Annotated in this window: 19 protein-coding genes; 8 read left to right on the forward strand and 11 right to left on the reverse strand. The window is 69.9% G+C overall.

Annotated features, from left to right (window positions below; genetic code table 11):
- Window positions 1-30 precede the first annotated feature (30 nt).
- The 5 genes from prcA to arc all read right to left on the reverse strand — a co-directional run bounded on the left by prcA (window position 31) and on the right by arc (window position 5,793).
- Window positions 31-918 carry a proteasome subunit alpha gene (gene prcA / locus DVA86_RS05605; RefSeq protein WP_208876273.1) on the reverse strand — a complete coding sequence of 296 codons (888 nt, stop codon included), beginning with the start codon at window positions 916-918 and terminating at the stop codon, window positions 31-33.
- A gap of 34 nt (window positions 919-952) precedes the next feature.
- On the reverse strand, window positions 953-1,798 hold the full coding sequence (prcB, locus tag DVA86_RS05610) for a proteasome subunit beta (protein ID WP_208876275.1): 846 nt from the start codon (window positions 1,796-1,798) through the stop codon (window positions 953-955).
- Window positions 1,799-1,922: 124 nt separating this feature from the next.
- Window positions 1,923-2,141 carry a ubiquitin-like protein Pup gene (locus DVA86_RS05615; protein ID WP_208876277.1) on the reverse strand — a complete coding sequence of 73 codons (219 nt, stop codon included), beginning with the start codon at window positions 2,139-2,141 and terminating at the stop codon, window positions 1,923-1,925.
- A gap of 142 nt (window positions 2,142-2,283) precedes the next feature.
- A complete protein-coding gene (dop, locus tag DVA86_RS05620) occupies window positions 2,284-3,795 on the reverse strand; it encodes a depupylase/deamidase Dop (protein WP_342776322.1) in 1,512 nt (503 codons plus the stop codon).
- Window positions 3,796-4,026: 231 nt separating this feature from the next.
- On the reverse strand, window positions 4,027-5,793 hold the full coding sequence (arc, locus tag DVA86_RS05625; RefSeq protein WP_208876278.1) for a proteasome ATPase: 1,767 nt from the start codon (window positions 5,791-5,793) through the stop codon (window positions 4,027-4,029).
- A 244-nt stretch (window positions 5,794-6,037) separates the two neighbouring features.
- Between arc and DVA86_RS05630 the strand changes: the two genes are divergently transcribed.
- A complete protein-coding gene (locus DVA86_RS05630) occupies window positions 6,038-6,325 on the forward strand; it encodes a ferredoxin (protein WP_208876282.1) in 288 nt (95 codons plus the stop codon).
- Window positions 6,326-6,350: 25 nt separating this feature from the next.
- Here DVA86_RS05630 and DVA86_RS05635 read toward each other — a convergent pair whose 3' ends face one another.
- The 3 genes from DVA86_RS05635 to DVA86_RS05645 form a co-directional block, all read right to left on the reverse strand.
- Window positions 6,351-6,875, reverse strand: coding sequence for a hypothetical protein (locus DVA86_RS05635; protein ID WP_245996356.1), 525 nt, complete (start codon window positions 6,873-6,875; stop codon window positions 6,351-6,353).
- A 192-nt stretch (window positions 6,876-7,067) separates the two neighbouring features.
- Window positions 7,068-7,961 carry a tRNA (adenine-N1)-methyltransferase gene (locus DVA86_RS05640; RefSeq protein ID WP_208876285.1) on the reverse strand — a complete coding sequence of 298 codons (894 nt, stop codon included), beginning with the start codon at window positions 7,959-7,961 and terminating at the stop codon, window positions 7,068-7,070.
- A gap of 126 nt (window positions 7,962-8,087) precedes the next feature.
- Complete coding sequence (locus DVA86_RS05645; RefSeq protein ID WP_425470967.1) at window positions 8,088-9,335, reverse strand: site-2 protease family protein; 1,248 nt, start codon at window positions 9,333-9,335, stop codon at window positions 8,088-8,090.
- Between the two features lie 123 nt (window positions 9,336-9,458).
- Here DVA86_RS05645 and DVA86_RS05650 point away from each other — a divergent pair, with 123 nt between their 5' ends.
- Window positions 9,459-10,415, forward strand: a complete 957-nt coding sequence (locus tag DVA86_RS05650) for a RecB family exonuclease (protein WP_208876289.1) — start codon at window positions 9,459-9,461, stop codon at window positions 10,413-10,415.
- Window positions 10,416-10,462: 47 nt separating this feature from the next.
- Complete coding sequence (locus DVA86_RS05655) at window positions 10,463-11,134, forward strand: response regulator (protein WP_208876290.1); 672 nt, start codon at window positions 10,463-10,465, stop codon at window positions 11,132-11,134.
- Window positions 11,135-11,261: 127 nt separating this feature from the next.
- Here the strand turns inward: DVA86_RS05655 and DVA86_RS05660 are convergent, their stop codons facing one another.
- From DVA86_RS05660 to metH, 3 genes are all read right to left on the reverse strand, one after another.
- Window positions 11,262-12,860 (reverse strand): ABC transporter substrate-binding protein, encoded by a 1,599-nt coding sequence (locus tag DVA86_RS05660; protein ID WP_208876292.1) that lies wholly within the window; start codon window positions 12,858-12,860, stop codon window positions 11,262-11,264.
- 444 nt (window positions 12,861-13,304) lie between these two features.
- Complete coding sequence (locus DVA86_RS05665) at window positions 13,305-14,006, reverse strand: HAD family hydrolase (protein WP_208876294.1); 702 nt, start codon at window positions 14,004-14,006, stop codon at window positions 13,305-13,307.
- A gap of 180 nt (window positions 14,007-14,186) precedes the next feature.
- Window positions 14,187-17,699 carry a methionine synthase gene (gene metH / locus DVA86_RS05670; RefSeq protein ID WP_208876296.1) on the reverse strand — a complete coding sequence of 1,171 codons (3,513 nt, stop codon included), beginning with the start codon at window positions 17,697-17,699 and terminating at the stop codon, window positions 14,187-14,189.
- 216 nt (window positions 17,700-17,915) lie between these two features.
- Here metH and DVA86_RS05675 point away from each other — a divergent pair, with 216 nt between their 5' ends.
- From DVA86_RS05675 to DVA86_RS05695, 5 genes are all read left to right on the forward strand, one after another.
- Window positions 17,916-18,683, forward strand: a complete 768-nt coding sequence (locus DVA86_RS05675) for an IclR family transcriptional regulator (protein ID WP_208876297.1) — start codon at window positions 17,916-17,918, stop codon at window positions 18,681-18,683.
- 159 nt (window positions 18,684-18,842) lie between these two features.
- A complete protein-coding gene (locus DVA86_RS05680) occupies window positions 18,843-19,637 on the forward strand; it encodes an MIP/aquaporin family protein (protein ID WP_208876298.1) in 795 nt (264 codons plus the stop codon).
- Between the two features lie 114 nt (window positions 19,638-19,751).
- Window positions 19,752-21,275 carry a glycerol kinase GlpK gene (glpK, locus tag DVA86_RS05685; RefSeq protein ID WP_208876300.1) on the forward strand — a complete coding sequence of 508 codons (1,524 nt, stop codon included), beginning with the start codon at window positions 19,752-19,754 and terminating at the stop codon, window positions 21,273-21,275.
- Between the two features lie 5 nt (window positions 21,276-21,280).
- Window positions 21,281-22,900 (forward strand): glycerol-3-phosphate dehydrogenase/oxidase, encoded by a 1,620-nt coding sequence (locus DVA86_RS05690; protein ID WP_208876302.1) that lies wholly within the window; start codon window positions 21,281-21,283, stop codon window positions 22,898-22,900.
- Between the two features lie 292 nt (window positions 22,901-23,192).
- The gene (locus DVA86_RS05695) at window positions 23,193-24,368 is read left to right on the forward strand and encodes a PAC2 family protein (RefSeq protein ID WP_208876304.1); all 1,176 of its coding nucleotides are present in this window, start codon (window positions 23,193-23,195) and stop codon (window positions 24,366-24,368) included.
- Window positions 24,369-24,421: the final 53 nt, after the last annotated feature.

The following is a 24,421-nucleotide window of genomic DNA, read 5'->3' on the forward strand; positions in this document are numbered from 1 at the left end:
TGACGGGCGCGGGGTGGGCGGCGGGAGCCGTCACTTCTCGTCGCCGGTCTCCGGCTTCTCCTTGTCCTTGTCCTTGTCCTTGGCGGGTGCCTTCCCGGTGCCGGACGGCTTGCCGGACGACGTCGTGCCGTCCGCGCCCTCGGTGTCGTCAGCAGCGGCGGCGTCCGAACCGCCCGAACCCTCCGGCCCGTCCGGCGACTTGGCGCCGGACGACGCGTCGTCCTCGCCCAGCAGCCGCGTCAGCTGGCTGCCCAGCACCCGCTTGAACTTCCGCTGCTGCGGGCGGCTGCGGTCCAGGACCGCCACCTCCAGCTGCTCGGCCGTCAGGCTGCGCTCGCCGCCGTTGTTGTCGCGGGACAGCGACTCGACGGCGAGCTTGAGCGCTTCGCCGAGCGACATGCCGTCGCGGTGCCGCTGATCGAGATAGGTGCCGATCTGGTCGGAGTTCCCGCCGACCGCGACCGAGCCGTGCTCGTCCACGATCGAACCGTCGTGCGGCAGACGGTAGATCTGGTCGTCCTCGGGGCCGGGCCCGACCTCGGCGACGATCAGCTCCACCTCGTACGGCTTCTCGGCCGCGCTGGAGAAGATGGTGCCGAGCGTCTGGGCGTAGACGTTCGCGAGGCCGCGCGCGGTGACGTCCTCGCGGTCGTACGTGTACCCGCGCAGGTCGGCGTAGCGCACGCCGCCGATCCGCAGGTTCTCGAACTCGTTGTACTTGCCGACCGCCGCGAAGGCGATCCGGTCGTAGATCTCGCTGACCTTGTGCAGCGCCCGGGAGGGGTTCTCGGCGACGAACACGATGCCGTCGGCGTACTGCAACACGACCACGCTGCGCCCGCGCGCGATGCCCTTGCGGGCGTACTCGGCGCGGTCCGCCATGGCCTGCTGGGGTGAGACATAGAACGGCGTCGACACCGGCTATCCGTCCCTTCCTTGTTCTCGACGACTGCTAGAGAGCCGGGGCCTGCGGCCCGTTGGGGAGCTGGAGGCGGCCCTCGTGCACCGCCCTGGCGATCTCCGACACCTCGGCGTCGGTGAGCTTCTTGAAGCCCTCATCGTTGATCACCGTCACAGTGGGATAGATGCGCCGGGTCATGTCGGGACCGCCGGTCGCCGAGTCGTCGTCCGCCGCGTCGTACAGCGCCTGCACGGCGACCGTGCACGCCTGCTGCTCCGTCAGGTCGTCGCGGTACATCTTCTTGAGCGCGCCGCGGGCGAACACCGAACCGGAACCGACCGCCGTGAAGCCGACCTCCTCGGAACGGCCGCCCGTCACGTCGTACGAGAAGATGCGCCCCTTCGCGCGGTCCACGTCGTAACCCGCGAAGAGCGGGACCACGGCGAGGCCCTGGAGCGCCATGCCGAGATTGCCGCGGATCATCGTCGACAGCCGGTTCGCCTTGCCCTCCAGCGACAGCTGCGAGCCCTCGACCTTCTCGAAGTGCTCCAGCTCCAGCTGGAAGAGCTTCGTCATCTCCACGGCGAGGCCGGCCGTCCCCGCGATGCCGACCGCCGAGAACTCGTCGGCGGGGAAGACCTTTTCGATGTCGCGCTGCGCGATGACATTGCCCATCGTGGCCCGCCGGTCGCCGGCGATCACCACACCGCCGGGGAACGCCGCCGCGAGGATCGTCGTGCCGTGCGGCGCCTCGATGGCACCCTGCACGGGCGGCAGCGGACGGCTGCCCGGCATCTGCTCCGGCGCGTGCGACGACAGGAAGTCCATGAACGAAGAGGAGCCGGGCGTCAGGAAGGCTGCCGGCAGACGCCCTGTGTCACGAGTGTTGGCTTCCACACGTTTCCTTCCACCAGATCGTGAATACGAGATCATCGGATACTGCACGGACATTACCCATGGCCGTCCAAGTCATCCGTCCCGCACCCCTGTCGACAGGGATGCGGGACGGCGACCGACCGCGTTACTGTCCGCCCTTCTGAACGAAGCTCCGGACGAAGTCCTCGGCGTTCTCCTCGAGGACGTCGTCGATCTCGTCGAGGACGGAGTCGACATCTTCTGACAGGGCCTCCTGGCGTTCCTTGAGGTCCTCCGATGCCTGTGTCTCCTCCGTCTGCTCCTCGGTCTCGTCGGTGTGGCGCGTTGCCTTCTGCTGCCCGCCGCCGGTGTCCTTGGTCGCCATTTCCCTCACCCCGCTCGGTTCGGTGTACGCGAGACGTACAAGATCAGACCCTACAAGCAGGGACTGACATCGGCCCTTCACTTCCCACAACGTCCGGAGGCCACCCCGATGATTCCCGGATCGGGGTGCGATTAGCCGCGGCTCAGCCGCCGGAGAGGAGCCGTACCAGGTCATCCGCGGTGCGGCAGCGGTCCAGCAGCTCCTTCACGTGGTTCCGGGTGCCCCGCAGCGGCTCCAGGGTGGGGACCCGTTGCAGGGAGTCACGACCGGGAAGGTCGAAGATCACGGAGTCCCAGGAGGCGGCCGCGACGTCGTCCGCGTACTGCTCCAGGCAGCGGCCGCGGAAGTACGCCCTGGTGTCCTCCGGGGGCTTTGTCACGGCCCGCAGGACGTCCTGCTCGTCCAGCAGGCCCTGCATCCTGCCCCGGGCCTTGAGCCGGTTGTAGAGCCCCTTGTCGGGCCGTACGTCGGCGTACTGCAGGTCGACGAGGTGCAGCCGCGGCGCGTCCCAGTCGAGCCGGTCACGGCGCCGGTAGCCCTCCATCAGCTCCCGCTTGGCGACCCAGTCCAGCTCGCCGGCCAGGCTCATCGGATCGTGCTCGAGCCGCACCAGAACGTCCTCCCAACGGGTCAGGACGTCCTTCGTCTGCTCGTCGGCGTCGGCGCCCCAGCGGTCCTCGACGTACTTGCGGGCCAGCTCGAAGTACTCCATCTGCAGTTGGACACCGGTCAGTGTCCGGCCGCTGCGGAGCGTGATCAGCTTGCGGAGCGAGGGGTCGTGCGACACCTGGTGCAGGGTGCGTACGGGCTGGTCGACGGCCAGGTCGACGGCGATGAAGTTGTCCTCGATCATGGAGAGGACCAGCGCGGTGGTGCCCAGCTTGAGGTACGTCGAGATCTCGGAGAGGTTCGCGTCCCCGATGATCACGTGCAGCCGGCGGTACTTCTCGGCGTCCGCGTGCGGCTCGTCGCGGGTGTTGATGATCGGCCGCTTGAGTGTCGTCTCCAGGCCGACCTCGACCTCGAAGTAGTCGGCGCGCTGGCTGATCTGGAAGCCGTGCTCGCTGCCGTCCTGGCCCAGCCCGACGCGCCCCGCGCCGCACACGACCTGGCGCGAGACGAAGAACGGGGTGAGGTGCCGCACGATGTCCGAGAACGGCGTCTCCCGCTTCATCAGGTAGTTCTCGTGGGTGCCGTACGAGGCGCCCTTGTTGTCGGTGTTGTTCTTGTACAGCAGGATCGGCTGCGAGCCGGGCACCTCGGCGGCGCGCTGCGCGGCCTCGGCCATGACGCGCTCGCCGGCCTTGTCCCACAGCACGGCGTCGAGCGGGTTGGTGACCTCGGGTGAGCTGTACTCGGGGTGGGCGTGGTCGACGTAGAGCCGCGCGCCGTTGGTGAGAATGACGTTGGCCAGCCCGATGTCCTCGTCCGTCAGCTGGCTCGCGTCCGCGGCCTCGCGCGCGAGGTCGAAACCGCGGGCGTCCCGCAGCGGATTCTCCTCCTCGAAGTCCCAGCGGGCCCGGCGCGCCCGGTGCATCGCCGCCGCGTAGGCGTTGACCACCTGGGACGAGGTGAGCATGGCATTGGCGTTGGGGTGGCCGGGGACGGAGATCCCGTACTCCGTCTCGATGCCCATTACTCGCCGTACGGTCATGCGGCCCTCCTTGCCCGGCAGCGGCCCGCCATTGGACCACTGCTCACATCCCGCTGCGCGTCCGGCCCGTACACGGTCCCCGCATCCGCACTGCGCGAGGCGGCGGTACGCAAGAGCCTAGAACGCGCAGACCCGGGTGGGGAGATCACTGTGGGCTTCCTTCCGGACTGGCTGGGAAATGATCCGGCTGCGGACCCCCGCTCACGGGCGCCCGCAGCCGGTCCGTCTTCGCTACAGGTACTGACCGGTGTTGGCCACCGTGTCGATGGAGCGCCCGGTGTCCGCGCCCTGCTTGCCGGTGACGAGCGTGCGGATGAAGACGATCCGCTCGCCCTTCTTGCCGGAAATACGGGCCCAGTCGTCGGGGTTGGTGGTGTTCGGCAGGTCCTCGTTCTCCTTGAACTCGTCCACGCACGCGGCGAGCAGGTGGGAGACCCTCAGGCCCTTCTGGTTCTGGTCGAGCAGCGCCTTGATGGCCATCTTCTTCGCGCGGTCCACGATGTTCTGGATCATCGCGCCGGAGTTGAAGTCCTTGAAGTAGAGGACTTCCTTGTCACCGTTGGCGTAGGTGACCTCGAGGAAGCGGTTCTCCTCCGATTCAGCGTACATCTGCTCGACGACCGACTGGATCATCCCGGCCACGGTGGCCTCGGAGTCCTCGTTGTGCTCCCGCAGGTCGTCCGGGTGCAGCGGCAGGGTCGGCGTGAGGTACTTCGAGAAGATGTCGCGCGCGGCCTCTGCGTCCGGGCGCTCGATCTTGATCTTCACGTCGAGACGGCCGGGGCGGAGGATCGCCGGGTCGATCATGTCCTCGCGGTTGGAGGCGCCGATGACGATGACGTTCTCCAGGCCCTCCACACCGTCGATCTCGGAGAGCAGCTGCGGGACGATGGTGTTCTCCACGTCCGAGCTGACGCCGGAGCCGCGGGTGCGGAACAGCGAGTCCATCTCGTCGAAGAAGACGATGACGGGCGTGCCCTCGCTCGCCTTCTCCCTGGCGCGCTGGAACACCAGCCTGATGTGCCGCTCGGTCTCGCCGACGTACTTGTTGAGCAGCTCCGGGCCCTTGATATTCAGGAAGTAGCTCTTGCCCTGGGGCTTGCCCGTGACCTCGGCGACCTTCTTGGCAAGGGAGTTGGCCACGGCCTTGGCGATGAGCGTCTTGCCGCAGCCGGGCGGTCCGTACAGCAGTACCCCCTTGGGCGGCCGGAGTTCGTGCTCCTTGAAGACGTCCGGGTACAGATACGGGAGTTCCACCGCGTCGCGGATGAGCTCGATCTGCCCGCCCAGGCCACCGATCTTGGTGTAGTCGATGTCCGGGACCTCTTCGAGGACCAGTTCCTCGACCTCGCTCTTGGGCACGACCTCGTAGACATAGCCGGAGCGCGGTTCGAGCAGCAGCGCGTCACCGGCCCGCAGGGTGGTGTCCAGCAGCGGTTCCGCGAGCCGTACGACGCGTTCCTCGTCGGTGTGCCCGACGACCAGCGCCCGCTCGCCGTCCTCCAGGACCTCCTTGAGGGTGACGATGTCGCCGGCACGCTCGTACTCCATGGCCTCGACCACGTTGAGCGCCTCGTTGAGCATGACCTCCTGGCCACGCCGGAGCTGGTCGAGCTCCACGCTGGGGCTGACGTTCACCCGGAGCTTGCGGCCACCGGTGAAGATGTCGGCCGTGCCGTCCTCGTTGGCCTGCAGGAAGGCCCCGAAGCCGGCCGGTGGCTGCGCGAGGCGGTCGACTTCCTCCTTGAGGGCCACGATCTGATCGCGGGCCTCGCGGAGCGTGTTCGCGAGCCGTTCGTTCTGTGCGGACACGCCGGCCAGATTCGTCTGAAGCTCGACGATCCGCTCCTCGAGAATACGAGTGTGACGCGGAGAGTCGGCGAGCTTGCGGCGCAGGACGGCGATTTCCTGCTCGAGATAGGCCACCTGACCGGACGGGTCATCGGAACCCCGACCCGGCCGGATGCCGCGGTTCATGTCATCGTCGTGGGCTGCCACGGTCCTCACCTCCTCCAGGGGGAGCTGGACGCTTCCTGACCCTACCTGGGCCGGTGCGGGTTGAAACCCCTAGATCACAAAGACGGTCGGGGTGTGTCTGATCTTCACCCTTGCGCACTCCCTCACCACTGGGGAATACCCACCCATCGTCATCGGAAAGCGGCCCGGTTGTATCGTCGATCAGGTCAACACCCTTCCGGGGTGGCACTATTTCGTCACGAGCGCACGAACGGCGGGCAGCAGGATGAGCACCGGAAACGAAGCTCTCGAAGTCTGGATCGACCAGGATCTGTGCACAGGCGACGGGATCTGCGCGCAGTACGCGCCTGAGGTGTTCGAGCTGGACATCGACGGGCTCGCGTACGTGAAGAGCGCCGACGACGAACTGCTTCAGGAGAAGGGCGCCACGACGCCCGTACCGCTGCCGCTGCTGCGGGATGTGGCGGACTCCGCGAAGGAGTGTCCCGGCGACTGCATCCATGTACGTCGAGTTTCGGACAGTGTGGAAGTCTACGGTCCCGAAGCGGAGTAGCGCATCGGCGACGGTGCGTAACGGATCAGGCACTGCCCGCGACCGGGGCGGGGATCAGCACGAACTTCCCTTCCTTCCACTCCCACTTCACCTTCCGCTCGCGGTCCGGGCAGCAGCGCGGCACGTCGGGTGACGAGTAGCCCCGGAGCGTGGCGGACACGGTCTTCGGGCCGCGTTCGCCCACCGTGAAATCCTCGGCGGTCATGCCCTCGCCCGACGGCAGCAGCGTCTCGGCCACCCGCGGGCGTTCGCCCGGTTCGGCGGGGTGCGCCAGGACGAAGATGCCGTTGGGCGGCGTGCCGGTGGCGGTGTCGCAGCGGACGAGCGCGACGGTCTCCCGCTGCCCGTCGTCGTCGAAGTCGGCGGAGCCGTGCTTGAGCACGTCCACGGCGCCCTCGCTGCCGCCGGGGCAGCCGAGCGGGTAGCGGGCGTCGGCCGGATCAGGGCCCTTGGTGGCCGTGCCGGTGCCCGCGGTGGCGTCGGACGGCTGCACCACCGTGGACAGCCCCACGACGGCGGCCAGCGCCACGGCGGTGGCGATCCAGTGCACGATACGAACGCGGGTGTGCGGAAGGGGACCGGGGCCTGCCGAAGGCTGCACGCGCTGTGTCTCCTGTGAGAGCTGGGGTGGCGGAGGTGCCCAGCATCGTGCCATACGTCACACCGTTGCGGAACGACCGGGTCCGGACTCCCTCCGGTGCACCGTCCGCCGGACCCCCCGTCAACTCTCCGGGGTCACCCGCTACTTGGAGCCGCTGCCCGGCCCCGTGTAGTCGTCCCCGTACGCGCCCTTCGCGGGCCGGCGGCGGCGCAGCGGCGGCTCCACGCCGTCGGCGAGGCGGCGTGCGGTGAGCAGGAACCCGGTGTGTCCGATCATGCGGTGGTCGGGGCGTACGGCCAGGCCCTCGACGTGCCAGTTGCGCACCATGGTTTCCCATGCCTGCGGCTCGTTGAAGGTGCCGTGCTCCCTGATGGCCTCGACGGTGCGCGCGAGCTGCGTGGTGGTGGCGACGTACGCGCACAGGATGCCGCCCGGCACGAGCGCCTTGGAGACGGCCTCCAGGCACTCCCAGGGCGCGAGCATGTCCAGGATGACGCGGTCGATGTCCGACTCGGCGAGGTTGTCCTGGAGGTCCCCGACGGTGAGCGTCCAGGCGGGGTGCGGGCTGCCGAAGTACCGCTCGACGTTCTGCTGGGCGATCTCCGCGAAGTCGGCCCGGCGCTCGTACGAGTGCAGCATGCCCTGGTCGCCGATGGCCCGCAGCAGGAAGGTGCTGAGGGAGCCGGAGCCCACGCCCGCCTCGACGATCCGCGCGCCCGGGAAGATGTCGGCCATGGCCAGCACCTGCCCGGCGTCCTTGGGGTAGACGACGGCGGCGCCGCGCGGCATGGACAGGACGTAGTCGGGGAGCAGCGGGCGCAGCGCGAGGTAGGCGACGTTGCCCGTGGTACGGACGACACTGCCCTCTGGAGCGCCGATCAGCTCGTCGTGCGGGAAGGCACCCTTGTGGGTGTGGAAGCTCTTCCCGGCTTCGAGCGTGAACGTGTAATGGCGTCCCTTGGGATCGGTGAGCTGGACCTGGTCCCCGACCTTGAAGGGCCCGCGACGGCGGGCTGCACCGGTCGGTTCGGACATGTCCCCAGCCTAACGGTCGTACGGAGCGGTTCATGACACGGGGGCGGCGGGGCAGCCGGGCACGGGCGCCGGAGCGTACGTGCCGGGGAAGGCGCCGGGCGTACGCCACCGGCGCGCGGGACCTGCCTACGACGCAGGCTTCGCCATCGCCTCGACGAACGCCTTCTCCACGTCGCCCGTCGACAGCACGCCGTAGATCTCGCCGGTCTCCTCGACGACCAGGTACTCGGTGGCCGGCGCCGCCCGCAGGTGGTCGAGCAGGTCCTCCCCCGCCAGCTCCGCCGGGACCCGCATGCCCTCCTTGAGGTCCTGCGCGAGGGTGCTCACCGCGACCCACGGGCGGCGGTGCTCGGGGATGCCGACGATGGCGGCCTCCCGTACGACCGCCACGGGGTCGCCCTGCCCGTCCACCACGACCAGGGCGCGGGCGCCCGCCTCGTTCGCGCGGCGCAGCGCCTCGGACAGCGGTGTCGCGGACTCGACGGGGACGGCGCGGCGGGTGAGCGTACGGGCGCGCAGGTCCGGGAGGCGTTCGCGGAGGCGGGCCATCCGGAGGCTGTTCCCGGCGCCGGTCCAGATGATCGCGGCGAGGATGGCGGCGAGCAGCGCGTCGGTGAGCGTGTCCATGCCGCCGACGCCCTCGTCGGTGAACCCGCCCGCGTGCGTGGCCAGCGGGAAGCCGATGAGGACGGCGATGGCGAGCGCGCGGCCGGTCCAGGCGGCGGCGACCGTCCCGGTCATCGGCTTGCCGCTGATCTTCCACACGACGGCGCGCAGCATCCGGCCGCCGTCCAGCGGTAGCCCGGGCAGCAGGTTGAAGACGGCGACGATGAGGTTGGAGACCATCAGCCCGGCGAGGAGCACGCCGGGGACCGTGTCGGGCTCGACGACCTGCATGCCGGCGTAGAACACCCCGGCCAGCACGAGCGACAGCAGCGGCCCGACGAAGGCGAGGACGAACTCGCGGCCGGGCGTCTCGGACTCCTTCTCGATCTCCGAGACGCCGCCGAAGAACTGCAGCTGGATACGGCGCACCGGGAGCTTGAAGCGGAGCGCGGCGACCGTGTGGGCCAGCTCGTGGACCAGCACGGAGGCGTAGAAGGCGACGGCGAAGAACAGCGCGATGAGATAGCGCGCCCCGCCGAGCTCGGGCAGCACCCGGTCCAGCTGGCCGCCGAAGACCCAGGTGATCAGCGCGGCCACGAGGAACCAGCTGGGCGCCACGTAGACGGGCACGCCGAACGGGCGGCCCATCAGGATGCCGCCACTGGTGTACCGGCGGCGGTCCGGGCGGCGGCCCTCGCCGCTGCCCTTGTCGCCCGGTGTGCCCGGACCGCTGCCGTACGGTCCGCCGCCGTTGTCCGTGTCCGCCACGGGTTCCTCTCTGCCGCTGTCCTCGCACCCCGCCGCTGCGATCACCACGATCATGCAGTGCAAGGACGTCTGCCGTCGATGGTATGCGCCTGTTGTCAGTGGCGGGCCGTAGGGTCGTGGCTCATGACGACCTTTCCCCCCGCCGCGGGGAGTGAACGGCCAGCAGCCACGCCGAGTTCGGGGAGCCGGCGTGCTCCCGCCCCACCCACCTCGTTGTCCCCGTCGAGAGCCAGCGACTTCATGCAGTGCCCCCTGCTGTACCGCTTCCGGGTGATCGACCGGCTCCCGGAGAAGCCGTCCGCCGCCGCCGTACGCGGGACGGTGGTGCATGCCGTGCTGGAGCGGCTGTTCGACGCGCCCGCGGCGGACAGAAGCGTGCCCCGGGCGCGGTCGCTGGTGGCCCGCGAGTGGGAGCGGCTGCTGGCGAAGCGGCCGGAGCTGGCGGAGCTGTTCGCGGAGGAGACGGGCGCGGGCGCCGACGGTGACGGCGACAGCGCAGCCGAGCTGGCGAGCTGGCTGGCGGAGGCCGAGGCGCTCGTCGAGCGGTGGTTCACGCTGGAGGACCCGTCCCGGCTGGAGCCCGCCGAGCGGGAGCTGTTCGTGGAGGCGCGGCTGGAGTCCGGGCTCCGGGTGCGCGGCATCATCGACCGGGTGGACGTCGCCCCGAGCGGCGAGGTCCGCATCGTCGACTACAAGACGGGGAAGGCGCCCCCGCCGGAGTACGCGGGCGGCGCCCTCTTCCAGATGAAGTTCTACGCCCTGGTGCTGTGGCGGCTGCGCGGCACCGTGCCGCGCCGGCTCCAGCTGGTCTATCTGGGCAGCGGCGACGTCCTCACGTACGACCCGGAGGAGGCGGACCTGGAGGGCGTGGAGCGGAAGCTGCTGGCCCTGTGGGACGCCATCGAACGGGCCACGGAAACGGGCGACTGGCGGCCGCGGCGCAGCAAGCTCTGCGGCTGGTGCGACCACCAGGAGCACTGCCCGGAGTTCGGCGGCACTCCCCCGCCGTATCCGCTGACCATCCAGCCGCGGCTGCCGGAGCCACGCGAAGGGTCAGACGAGTCGCCCGCGGGTGCTTAGGCAAGAATGGGGACACACTGCGCCTGCCCTCCAGAGAAGGAGACTCCGTGGCAATCCGCGTTCTGCTGGTCGACGACCAGCCGCTGCTGCGCACCGGCTTTCGGATGATTCTGGAGGCGGAGAACGACGTGGCCGTCGTCGGGGAGGCCGGGGACGGCATGCAGGCGCTCGACCAGGTGCGTGCGCTCCAGCCCGACGTGGTCCTGATGGACATCCGCATGCCCCGGATGGACGGCGTCGAGGCGACGCGGCAGATCACCGGCCCCGCGAAGGACGGCCCGGCGAAGGTGCTGGTGCTGACCACGTTCGACCTGGACGAGTACGTGGTCGAGGCACTGCGCGCGGGCGCCAGCGGCTTCCTGCTCAAGGACGCGCCCGCGGGCGAGTTGGTGCAGGCGATCCGGGTGGTGGCGGCGGGCGAGGCGATGCTGGCGCCGTCGATCACGCGCCGGCTGCTCGACAAGTACGCGGGCAAGCTGCCGTCCGGCGAGGACCCGGTGCCGGACACCCTGCACACGCTGACGGAGCGTGAGGTGGAGGTGCTGAAGCTGGTGGCGCGTGGGCTGTCGAACGCGGAGATCGCCGCGGACCTCTTCGTCAGCGAGACGACGGTGAAGACGCACGTCGGGCACGTGCTGACCAAACTCGGCCTGCGCGACCGGGTGCAGGCCGCGGTGTACGCGTACGAGAGCGGGCTGGTGCGTCCCGGCGCGCAGTGAGCCGGTGGCCGCCGGCGGCCGGGACAAGGGCCCGTGAGCCGGAGGCCGTGCCGCGACGCGAGGGGCCCGGGACGTCGGTCCCGGGCCCCACGGCTGTTCCCGCGCTGTTCCTGCGCTGCCTCGCGGCTCAGCCGGAGACGCCCCGCTCCAGCTCCCACAGCTGAAGTGAGGACGAGGAGTTGAGTGCCCACTCCACTCCCGTGATGTCGTCGCGCGCCGCGATGTACTGCTTGCCCTGCCACAGCGGGAGCAGCGGGACCTCGTCGGAGATGATGTCCTGCATCCGGCCGAGATCCGCCGCCGTGCTCGCGCGGTTGGTCTCCTTGCGGGTCTTGGGGAGCAGCGTGTTCCGTATCTCCTTGTTGGCGTACGGGTTGTTGAGGAAGTTGTCCTCTTCCAGGAACGGCCCGATGAAGTTGTCCGGGTCGGGGAAGTCCGGGAACCAGCCGTACCCGTACACCTCGTACTTACCTTCCTTCGCCTTCGTCCGGTACGCGTCCCAGGCCTCGCCCTTGATGGCCACGTCGAAGAGACCGCTGGCGTTCAGCTGCTTCTGCAGCAGCTTGAACTCCTCGGCGGTGACGGCGCCGTAGTGGTCGGTGGTGTAGTGGAGGGTGAGCTTCACGGGGGTGTCGATGCCCGCGCTGCTCAGGGTGCGGCGTGCGGCGGCGGTGTTCGGTTCGCCGTACTCGTTGAAGAAGGAGTTCCGGTGGCCGGGGAGCCCGGTGGGGACCATGGAGTAGAGCGGTTCCGTGGTGCGCCGGTACACGTCGCGGGCCAGGCTCTTGCGGTCGACCAGCCGGGCCATGGCGCGGCGGACGGCCTGCTCGCCGCCGTTGGGCGTCTCGGTGTTGAAGACGAGGTAGCGGATCTCCTGGCCGGGTGACTCGACGAGGTCGATCTCGTCGTTGTCGTTCTTCTCCAGGCGCTCCACCTGCTCCGGCGAGATCGTCCGGTTCATCACGTCGATCGTGCCGTTCTTGAGCGCCTTCTCCATCGCCTCGGAGGAGTCGTACGAGCGCAGTTCGATTTTGTCGTTCTTGACGTCGAGCGTGCCCTCGTAATTCGGGTTCCTGGCCAGGACCGCCTTGTCGCCCTCGGCGTCGAAGGAATCGATCTTGTACGGCCCCGAGCCCACGACCTCGTGGCCCTTCTTGTAGCCCTTCTTCGGGTAGCTCTCGCTGTCCACTATCGCCCCGGCCGGGGTGGCCAGCTTGTACGGGAACGTGGCGTCCGGCGCCTTGAGATGGAAGACGATCTCGGTGTCGCTGGGCGTCTCCACCTTGTCGAGGTTGCTCAACAGGCCCGCGGGGCCGAGCTCGGCGCCTATGTCGACCATCCGCAGCACCGAGAACTTGACGTCCTCGGTGGTGAGTTCGTGACCGTTGGAGAACTTGAGGCCGCTCCGGAGCGTGCAGCGGTACTGCTCACCCTGCTGGTCGGAGAACTCGCACTTCTCGGCGGCGTCCAGCTCCGGCTCGGTGCCGGACCGGGGCGGGCGCATCAGCGTCTGGAAGGTGTTGCGCATGACGCTCCAGGTGCCCACGTCGTACGTCGCGGTGGGGTCGAACGGCGCCGGGGAGTCCTCGCTCACCTCGAACTGGTCCGTCGTACCCACCGCGATGGTGCCGCCGCCGGAGTCACCGCCGCCGGAGTCACCGCAGGCGGCGGCAAGGAGGGCGAGTACGCCTGCCAGGGCAGGCAGCACCAGGGTCTTTCGCTTCATCGTCGACGGTCTCCCTCGTCCGGCCCGGGTCGCAGCAGGTGTGTATTGGCCGAGAAGCAGACATTAGTAGCTGTGTGCCGCGATACCTGACCAGCCCCCCGTAACCGTACGGGCGTTCACCGATAACTCCTGGTGGGGTTCCGTTATACGAACAGGGGGAACGTTCCCCGTATCCGTCAACCAATACGGACACAAAGGACGGCGCGGCACCAGCGGCACGACCCTCACAAGCACAGCAGAGGAACACTGTCGACGCCCCGCCGAGTGACAAAAGTCACTCCGCCAACTTCCCGGCACAGCAAGGGAATTCGGCCATTCCGGCAGTGGCGGAACGGTGACGGAAAATGAGCGGAACGGTGCCCTGCGTTCTTGCCGCATTCCCCGGAGAACGCCCTGCGATATCCCGCCTGTCTCAATCGTCACACGCGCACCAAGGGAACACGGTCAGTGCGCGATCATCACCAGAGAGCGCAGGAATTCGAGATCGACTTCTTCCAGCGAGCCGACGATCGTACGCCCCGCACACGGCTCGATCGGCGCGACGGACGGCACGGCCACCACCCGGCAGCCCGCCGCCTCGGCGGAGGCGACACCGGTCACCGTGTCCTCCAGCACCGCGCAGCGCGCCGGGTCGGCGCCCAGCCGCGCCGCGGCGGTCAGATACGGATCCGGGTGCGGCTTCGTACGCGTCAGCTCGTCGCCGGCGAGCGTGAAGTCGAAGTGCTCCGGCCCGAGCGAGAGCAGCATCCGGTCGATGACGGTGCGGTGGGAGGCGGAGACGAGCGCCACGGGCATGTCGTGCGCGGCGAGTTCGGTAAGCAGGCGGCGGGCGCCGGGCATCAACGGGACGCCGCGCTCGAGCCGTTCGACGAAGGCGGCGTTGAGGAGCACGGTGAGCTCGTCCAGGGTGATGTCGGCGGTCGTGGCGCTGATCAGGAAGCCCGCGCTGCGGGTCATGGGCCCGCCCACCACGACGTGCCGCCACGCCTCGTCGAGCTCGTGCCCGAGACCGGCGAACACCTCCACCTCGGCGTCCCACCAGAAGCCCTCGGTGTCGACCAGCGTGCCGTCCATGTCCAGCAGCACCGCCTGCAGCCCGGACTCCTCTGCCACACGGGTGACCGTGGTGGGGATGGTGCTCGTCATCCGCAAACCTCCCGAGGGACGCGAAGGCCGGTCACCCGCCGTCTGACGCTGACGGGCAACCGGCCTGTACCGGACCGACAAGTGTACGTCGGTCGCGGCGAAGTCTCGCGTTGAGCTCTCCTGTGGCGGCCGCGACGGGCCCCCGGGTGGTTCCCGGGGCCTGCCGCCGACCTCGGGAAACTACCGTGCGTTGAAGTACTTGGCTTCCGGGTGGTGGATGATGATGGCGTCCGTGGACTGCTCCGGGTGGAGCTGGAACTCCTCGGACAGCTCGACGCCGATACGCTCCGGCTGCAGCAGCTCGGCGATCTTCGCGCGGTCCTCGAGGTTCGGGCAGGCACCGTAGCCCAGGGAGAAGCGCGCACCCCGGTACTTCAGGTCGAACATGTCGGTGATCTCCGCCGGGTCCTGGCCGGAGAAGCCGAGCTCGTCACGGACCCGGGCGTGCCAGTACTCGGCGAGCGCCTCGGCGAGCTGGACGGACAGGCCGTGCAGTTCGAGGTAGTCGCGGTAGGCGTCGCCGGCGAACAGCTCCGCGGTGGTCTCGCCGATCTTGCTGCCGACGGTGACGACCTGGAGCCCCACCACGTCCGTCTCGCCGCTCTCCTCCGGGCGGAAGAAGTCCGCAAGGCACAGGCGGCGGCCGCGGCGCTGGCGGGGGAAGGTGAAGCGGGTGCGCTCCGAGCCGTCCTCGTTCAGCAGGATCAGGTCGTCGCCCTTGGAGTGGCAGGGGAAGTAGCCGTGTACGACGGCCGCTTCCAGCAGGTTCTCCCGCTGCAGCCGGTCCAGCCAGCCGCGCAGCCGCGGCCGGCCCTCGGTCTCCACCAGCTCCTCGTAGCTGGGCCCGCCGCCCGTACGGGCCTCCTTCAGGCCCCACTGGCCCTTGAACAGCGCGCCCTCGTCCAGCCAGGAGGCGTAGTCCGCCAGCTGGATGCCCTTGACCACGCGGGTCCCCCAGAACGGGGGCGCGGGCACCGGGTTGTCGGTGGCCACGTCCGAGCGTACGGAGCCGTCGTTGACCTCCGGCTCCTCCACCGGGGTCTCGCGCTTGGGCACCCGGCGCTGCTTCAGCTCCGGCAGCTTGGCACCGGGGACGCCGCGCTTGACGCCGATGAGCGCGTCCATCAGCCGCAGACCCTCGAACGCGTCCCGCGCGTACCGGACTTCGCCCTCGTAGATCTCGTGCAGGTCCTGCTCTACATACGCCCGGGTCAGGGCAGCGCCGCCGAGGATGACGGGGAAGTCGGAGGCCATCTTGCGGGCGTTGAGCTCCTCCAGGTTCTCCTTCATGATCACCGTGGACTTCACCAGCAGCCCGGACATGCCGATCACGTCCGCCTTGTGCTCCTCGGCCGCCTCCAGGATCGCGGTCACCGGCTGCTTGATACCGAGGTTGACCACCGTGTAGCCGTTGTTGGAGAGGATGATGTCGACGAGGTTCTTGCCGATGTCGTGGACGTCGCCGCGGACGGTGGCGAGCACGATGGTGCCCTTGCCCTCGTCGTCGGTCTTCTCCATGTGCGGCTCCAGATGGGCCACCGCGGTCTTCATCACCTCGGCGGACTGGAGCACGAACGGCAGCTGCATCTGCCCGGAGCCGAACAGCTCGCCGACGACCTTCATGCCGGCCAGCAGCGTGTCGTTGACGATGTCCAGCGCGGGCCGGGTGGTCAGAGCCTCCTCCAGGTCCGCCTCCAGGCCGTTGCGCTCGCCGTCGATGATGCGCCGCTGGAGGCGCTCGTCCAGCGGGAGCGCGGCCAGCTCCTCGGCGCGGGAGGCGTTCATGGACTTGGAGTCCACGCCCTCGAACAGCTCCAGGAGCCGCTGCAGCGGGTCGTATCCCTCCGCGCGCCGGTCGTAGATCAGGTCCATGGCGGTCTGAACCTGCTCCTCCTCCAGCCGGGCGATCGGCACGATCTTCGAGGCGTGCACGATCGCGGAGTCCAGACCGGCCTTCACGCACTCGTCCAGGAACACGGAGTTGAGCACGACACGGGCGGCCGGGTTGAGGCCGAAGGAGATGTTGGACAGGCCCAGGGTGGTCTGTACGTCGGGGTGGCGGCGCTTGAGTTCGCGGATGGCCTCGATGGTGGCCACGCCGTCCTTGCGGGACTCCTCCTGGCCGGTGCAGATGGTGAAGGTCAGGCAGTCGATGAGGATGTCCGACTCGCGGATGCCCCAGTTCCCGGTCAGGTCCTCGATGAGGCGTTCGGCGATGGCGACCTTGTGCTCGACCGTACGCGCCTGCCCCTCCTCGTCGATCGTCAGCGCCATCAGCGCGGCGCCGTGCTCGGCGGCCAGCGCGGTGACCTTCGCGAAGCGGGACTCCGGGCCGTCGCCGTCCTCGTAGTTGACGGAGTTGATGACGGCGCGGCCGCCCAGGCGCTCCAGACCGGCCTGCAGGACGGGCAGTTCGGTGGAGTCCAGCACCAGCGGCAGCGTCGAGGCGGTCGCGAACCGCCCGGCCAGCTCGGCCATGTCCGCGGCGCCGTCCCGGCCCACGTAGTCCACACACAGGTCCAGCAGGTGCGCGCCCTCGCGGATCTGGTCCCGCGCCATCTCCACGCAGTCGTCCCAGCGGCCCTCGAGCATGGCGGTGCGGAACTTCTTCGAGCCGTTGGCGTTCGTACGCTCGCCGATCGCGAGGTACGAGGCGTCCTGCCGGAAGGGCACCGCCTGGTACAGCGACGCCGCCCCCGGCTCCGGCTGCGGCGAACGCTCCGCCGGGACACGGCCGTTCATCCGCTCCACCAGCTGCCGCAGATGCTCCGGGGTGGTGCCGCAGCAGCCGCCCACCAGGGACAGGCCGTAGTCGTTGACGAAGCCGTCCTGGGCATCCGCCAACTCTTCGGCGGTCAGCGGGTAGTGGGCGCCGTCCTTGCCCAGGACGGGCAGGCCCGCGTTCGGCATGCAGGAGATCGGCACGGTGGCGTGCTGCGCGAGGTGGCGCAGGTGCTCGCTCATCTCGGCCGGGCCGGTCGCGCAGTTCAGCCCGATCATGTCGATGCCCAGCGGCTCCAGCGCCGTCAGCGCGGCACCGATCTCCGAGCCCAGCAGCATCGTGCCGGTGGTCTCCACCGTCACCGAACACAGCACGGGCAGGTTGGAGCCGGTGGCCTCCAGCGCGCGCCGGGCGCCCAGCACCGCGGCCTTGGTCTGCAGCAGGTCCTGGGTGGTCTCCACCAGGAGGGCGTCGGCGCCGCCGGCGATCATGCCCTCGGCGTTCTGCTGGTACGCGTCCCGCAGCGTGACGTACGGCGCGTGCCCCAGTGTGGGCAGCTTCGTGCCGGGGCCCATGGAGCCCAGCACCCAGCGCATGCGGCCGTCGCCCGCGGCGAACTCGTCGGCGACCTCGCGGGCGACGCGTACACCCGCCTCGGACAGTTCGAAGACTCGCTCGGGGATGTCGTATTCGGCCAGCGCGGCGAAGTTGGCGCCGAAGGTGTTGGTCTCCACGCAGTCGACGCCGACCTCGAAGTACCGGCGGTGGACCGAGGCGACGATGTCGGGACGGGTCACGTTGAGGATCTCGTTGCAGCCCTCGAGCTGCTGGAAGTCCTCCATCGTCGGGTCCTGCTCCTGAAGCATCGTGCCCATCGCTCCGTCCGCGACGACGACGCGCGAGGCCAAGGCCTCACGCAGTGCGTCTGCACGCGGGTTCCGGGCGGAGGACGGGGTGCTGCTCGAGGCCATGGAAATGCTCCCTGGGGTGCGACGGCTGTCGGCTGTGCGCGATCCAGCGGGGACGGCGCATCAGCCCAGCGTATCGGCCCGGGGCAAGAGCGGCCGGAGAAGTTCCACGGTATGGACCGGCGAGGGGCTCGATCCCCACTTTCACCGGGTCGGCATGAAGCGATACCGTTCGACATTGTCGAATGCTGAACACTTAGCAGGGCGCGGAGGTTTCTGATGGCCCGGACCATCCAGTCGCTGGAGCGTGCGGCGGCGGTGCTGCGGCTCTTGGCGGGTGGGGAGAGACGGCTGGGCCTGTCCGAGGTGGCCTCGGCACTCGGCCTCGCGAAGGGCACCACGCACGGGCTGATCCGCACGCTCCAGCAGGAGGGTTTCGTCGAGCAGGACGGGACCACGGGCAAGTACACGCTGGGCGCCGAGCTGCTCCGGCTCGGCAACAGCTATCTGGACGTGCACGAGCTGCGCGCCCGCGCCCTGGTGTGGACGGACGACCTGGCGCGGTCCAGCGGCGAGAGCGTGTATCTGGGCGTGCTGCACCAGCAGGGCGTGCTGATCGTGCACCACGTCTTCCGGCCGGACGACAGCCGCCAGGTGCTCGAGGTCGGCGCGATGCAGCCGCTGCACAGCACGGCGCTGGGCAAGGTGCTGTCGGCGTACGACCCGGTGGCGCACAGCGAGGCGGCGGACGGCGCGCGCAAGGCGTTCACGGAGCACACCAGGACGGGCCTAGAGGAGTTCGAGGAGCTGCTGGACCTGGCCCGGGCGCGCGGCTGGGCGTCCGACATCGAGGAGACCTGGGAGGGTCTCGCCTCGGTCGCGGCACCGATCCACGACCGGCGCCGGATGCCGGTGGGCGCGGTCGGGATCACGGGCGCGGTGGAGCGCGTCTGCGCGGGCGAGGACGGGATCAGGGCGCAGATAGTGGCCGCCGTACGGGACTGCGCGCGGGCCGTCTCCCGGGATCTTGGATCTGGACGTTTTTAGTCGAATCGGGCAATATGCACAAGTCTCAGAAGTGCAGCGTCACATCCTCTTGACGGGGCGGACCCCACGGAGAAAACTGCCGTCCGGCGGTCGACATTGTCGAACACCGGACGGGAACCGATCCGCCTTCCCTCTGGACGAAGGACAAAGGAGTCGCGGGTGTCCAGCTCCGACATCTTCATCGGCGAGTTCATCGGCACGGCAGTGCTGATCCTCCTCGGCGGCGGCGTATGCGCCGCCGTCACTTTCAAGCGATCCAAGGCGTACCAGGCCGGCTGGGTCGCCATCGCCTTCGGCTGGGGCATGGCCGTGCTCACCGGGGCGTACATATCCGCCGGTGTCTCCGGGGCGCACCTCAACCCCGCGGTCACCATCGGCCTCGCGGTCGAGGGCGGCGCGGAGTGGGGCGACGTACCGCTCTACATCGTGTCGCAGATGGCCGGCGCGATGCTCGGCGCGACCCTGGTCTGGGCCGTCTACTACGGGCAGTTCCACGCCCACCTCAACGACCGCGAGATCGTCGGCGGTCCCGGCGCGCAGGACACGGCCGTGGCCGACCGCAAGGAAGCCGCCGGCCCCGGCCCGGTCCTCGGCATCTTCTCGACGGCGCCAGAGATCCGTAACTCGGCGCAGAACATCACCACCGAGATCGTCGCCACCGCGGTGCTGGTGCTCGCCATCCTCACCCAGGGCCTCAACAACGACGGCAAGGGCCTCGGCCCGCTCGGCGTCCTGATCACCGCGTTCGTCGTGGTCTCCATCGGCCTGTCGCTCGGCGGCCCCACCGGCTACGCCATCAACCCCGCCCGCGACCTCGGCCCCCGCACCGTGCACGCGCTGCTGCCGCTGCCGAACAAGGGCAGCTCCGACTGGGCCTACGCGTGGGTCCCGGTCGCCGGACCGCTGATCGGGGGTGCGCTGGCCGGAGGCATCTACAACATCGCGTTCGCCTGAGCCGTCCCGCGTACGGCAGCCCCGTACGCGGACCCGCGCGACCCCCCTCGCGCCGCCTCGCAGTCCCCGACCGCGACCCCCACGCCGACCCAACGACGCATCGGAGCAACCCACATGAGCGACACACACTCCACCGGCCCGTTCATCGCGGCCATCGACCAGGGCACGACATCCAGCCGCTGCATCGTCTTCGACAAGGACGGCCGGATCGTCTCGGTCGACCAGAAGGAGCACGAGCAGATCTTCCCGAAGCCGGGCTGGGTCGAGCACGACGCCGCGGAGATCTGGACGAACGTCGAGCAGGTCGTCTCCGGCGCCCTCGACAAGGCGGGGATCGCCCGGTCCGACGTCAAGGCCCTGGGCATCACCAACCAGCGCGAGACCACGCTCCTGTGGGACCGGAACACCGGCCAGCCGGTGCACAACGCCATCGTCTGGCAGGACACCCGTACCGACAGCCTCTGCCGGGAGCTGGGCCGCAATGTCGGCCAGGACCGGTTCCGCCGCGAGACGGGCCTCCCCCTCGCGTCCTACTTCGCCGGCCCCAAGATCCGCTGGCTGCTCGACAACGTCGACGGCCTGCGTGAGCGCGCCGAGCGCGGCGAACTCCTCTTCGGCACCATGGACTCCTGGGTCATCTGGAACCTGACCGGCGGCACCGACGGCGGCGTGCACGTCACCGACGTCACCAACGCGTCCCGCACCATGCTGATGAACCTGCACACCATGGAGTGGGACGCGAAGATCTGCGAGTCCATGGGCGTGCCCATGTCCGTGCTCCCCGAGATCCGCTCCTCCTCCGAGGTGTACGGGGAGGCCAAGGGCGCCCTCGCCGGCGTGCCGGTCGCGTCGGCGCTCGGCGACCAGCAGGCGGCGCTGTTCGGCCAGACCTGCTTCGCGCCGGGCGAGGCCAAGTCGACATACGGCACCGGCACGTTCCTGCTGCTGAACACCGGCGAGGAGGCCGTCAACTCGTACAACGGACTGCTCACGACGGTCGGTTACCGCATCGGCGAGCAGAAGCCGGTCTACGCGCTCGAGGGCTCGATCGCCGTCACCGGCGCCCTCGTGCAGTGGATGCGCGACCAGATGGGCCTCATCAACAGCGCCGCCGAGATCGAGACCCTCGCCAGCTCCGTCGAGGACAACGGCGGCGCCTACTTCGTGCCCGCCTTCTCCGGCCTGTTCGCCCCGTACTGGCGCTCCGACGCGCGCGGTGTGATCGCCGGCCTGACGCGTTACGTCACCAAGGCGCACCTCGCCCGCGCCGTGCTGGAGGCGACGGCCTGGCAGACCCGGGAGATCGTCGACGCCATGCAGAAGGACTCCGGCGTCGAGCTGACCTCGCTCAAGGTCGACGGCGGCATGACGTCCAACAACCTGCTGATGCAGACGATGTCGGACTTCCTGGCGGCCCCCGTCGTACGCCCCCTGGTCGCCGAGACGACCTGTCTGGGCGCCGCGTACGCCGCCGGTCTCGCCGTCGGCTTCTGGCCCGACACCGAGGCGCTCCGCGTCAACTGGAAGCGGGCCGCCGAATGGACCCCCCGTATGGACGCGGCCAAGCGCGACCGCGAATACAAGAGCTGGCTCAAGGCCGTCGAGCGGACCATGGGCTGGATCGAAGAGGAGAACTGATCAGCATGAGCACCCTGCAGAGCGTCCCGGCCCTCGGGACGCACCCGACTGCCGGAGCCCGTCCGGACCGCGCCGAGACCAGGGAACGGCTCGCACACGCGACGTACGACCTGCTGGTGATCGGTGGCGGCATCCTGGGCACCTCGGTCGCCTGGCATGCGGCGCAGTCGGGTCTGCGGGTGGCGATGGTGGACGCCGGCGACTTCGCCGGCGCCACCTCGTCCGCCTCGTCCAAACTCGTGCACGGCGGCCTGCGTTACCTGCAGACCGGCGCGGTCAAGCTGGTGGCGGAGAACCACCACGAGCGGCGGATTCTCGCCAAGGACGTGGCACCGCACCTGGTGAACCCGCTGCCGTTCTACGTGCCCGTCTACAAGGGCGCCCCGCACGGCGCCGCCAAGCTGGGCGCGGGCGTGTTCGCCTACTCCGCGCTGTCCGGCTTCGGCGACGGCGTCGGCCGGATCATCTCCCGGTCGAAGGCCGCGGCCGAGAACCCCGGGCTGCGTACGGAGAACCTCAAAGCCGTCGCCGTCTTCGGCGACCACCAGATGAACGACTCCCGGATGGCCGTCATGACGGTGCGCGCCGCCGTCGACTCGGGCGCCGTGGTGCTCAACCACGCCGAGGTCACCGGGCTGCGCTTCACCGGCACCCGGGTCACCGGAGCGGAACTGCGGGACCGGCTGGACGGCAGCGAGTTCGGCGTGGACGCGCGGCTCGTGCTGAACGCGACCGGCCCCTGGGTGGACCGGCTGCGCACGATGGAGCACGCCTCCGCGGCACCCAGCATCCGGCTGTCCAAGGGCGCGCACCTGGTGCTCAAGCGGAACGCCCCGTGGGGTGCCGCGATGGCGACCCCCGTGGACAAGTACCGCATCACCTTCGCCCTGCCCTGGGAGGACCAGCTGCTGCTGGGCACCACGGACGAGGCGTACGAGGGCGACCCCGCGGACGTACGCGCGACCGAGGCGGACATCGAGCAGATCCTGGCCGAGGCGTCCGTCTCCGTACGCGACGAGCAGCTGTCCCGGGACCTGATGACGTACGCCTTCGCGGGCCTGCGCGTCCTGCCCGGCGGCCCCGGCGACACCGAGTCGGCCAAGCGCGAGACGGTCGTCTCCGAGGGCCGCGGCGGCATGCTGTCGGTCGCCGGCGGCAAGTGGACGACGTACCGCCACATCGGCCGTACGGTCATGAACAAGCTCGCCGCCCTGCCCGGCGTCGGCACGTCCGGCGACGACGGCGGGCCCGTGCCGGTCAAGGCGCTGGTACGCCGTACGCCACTGCCCGGGATCTCCAACCCGAACGCGGTGGCGCACCGGCTGCTCGTGGACCGCGAGCCGGGCGTACGGATGGACCCGGCGACGGCACGCCAACTGGCCACCCACTACGGCTCGCTGGCCTTCGAGATCGCCCGGCTGGCGAACGAGGACCCGGCGCTCGGCGAGCGCATCCACCCGGACGGGCCGGAGATCTGGGCCCAGGTCGCCTACGCCCGCGACCACGAGTGGGCCGAGACGCCCGAGGACGTGCTGCGCCGCCGTACGACCCTGACCGTGCGCGGGCTGGACACGGAGGACGTACGCGCCCGGGTGGCCGGGATGCTCGCGGAGCGGGACGGCTGATTCCCGTGTGACGGCTGAATCCGTTGTCTTACGCCGTTCCCCGTGTGACGGTCCGTTCCCCGTGTGGCGGACCGGCCCGCCGCGCGGGGAACGGCCGCGTGTGCGGCCCCGGGCACCGGCGGTGGCCGGCGGAACGCTCCGCTCCGGCCGCCGGAACCATCTCTACCTGCTGGACCGGCCGTGCGAGGGCTGCGGCGCGGGCCCCGTCACGCCTTAGGCTGGGCTCGCACGGAAATGGAACGGCAGCCGGTACGGAGCGAGGCGCTCCGCTCCGGCCGGAAGGAGGCGCTGGGTGATCGAGCTCGAGGGGGTTCCCGAGCTGGTCGACCCGGTCATGGTGGCCGCGTTCGAAGGCTGGAACGACGCCGGCGACGCCGCCTCCACCGCGGTCGGGCATCTGGAGCGGGAATGGAAAGGCGAGGTGTTCGCGGCGCTCGACGCCGAGGACTACTACGACTTCCAGGTCAACCGTCCCCACATGTGGCTGGACGGCGGCGTGCGGAAGATCACGTGGCCGACGACGCGGCTCTCGGTGGTCCGGATCGACGACTCCGACGGCAAGGGCAGACCGCGCGACCTGGTGCTCGTACGCGGCATCGAGCCGAGCATGCGGTGGCGCTCGTTCTGCAACGAAGTGCTGGGCTTCGCCCATGAGTTGGGCGTCGAACTGGTCGTCGTGATGGGAGCGCTGCTCGGCGACACGCCGCACACCCGCCCGGTACCGGTCACCGGCATGACCTCCGACCCGGACCTGGCGCGCTCGATGAGCCTGGAGGAGTCCCGCTACGAGGGGCCCACCGGCATCGTCGGGATCCTGCAGGAGGCGTGCACGCACGCGGGCGTACCGGCGGTGAGCCTGTGGGCCTCCGTACCGCACTACGTCTCGCAGCCGCCGAACCCGAAGGCCACGCTCGCGCTGCTGAACCGGCTGGAGGACCTGATCGAGCTGCGGATCCCGCTCGGCGAGCTGCCGGAGGACGCGCGTGCCTGGCAGCTGGGCGTGGACCAGCTGGCGGCCGAGGACAGCGAGGTCGCGGAGTACGTCCAGTCGCTGGAGGAGGCGCGGGACACGGCGGAGCTGCCGGAGGCGTCGGGCGAGGCGATCGCCAAGGAGTTCGAGCGGTATTTGCGCCGCCGCGACGGCGGGACCGGCACCGGGCACGCGACGGAGAGCGGGGAGAGCGGCTCGCCGTATCTGCGCGATCCGGGCCCCGGCTCCGGCAGGTCGCGGCCCGCACGGCCGCAGGCCGGGGAGGACGCCGGGACGGCGGACGGCGGCGGAAGTGAGAGCGGAAGCGGAAGCGACGGCGGGGACGCCGGGGCGCCGGAGTCGTCCGGGTCCGCCGAGTCCGCGTCCGCCGAATCCGGGGCCGCCGAGTCCGGGTCCGCCGAGTCCGCCGAACGGCCGGAGGCTTCCGGACCGTCCGAGTCAGCCGACGGCCAGGAGGACACCGGCGACAACGGCTGAGCCCCACGCGTGACGGGCGGGCCGTGGCTGACCGCAGCCACGGGCCCGCCCGT

The organism is Streptomyces armeniacus, assembly GCF_003355155.1.
GTDB lineage: Bacteria > Actinomycetota > Actinomycetes > Streptomycetales > Streptomycetaceae > Streptomyces > Streptomyces armeniacus.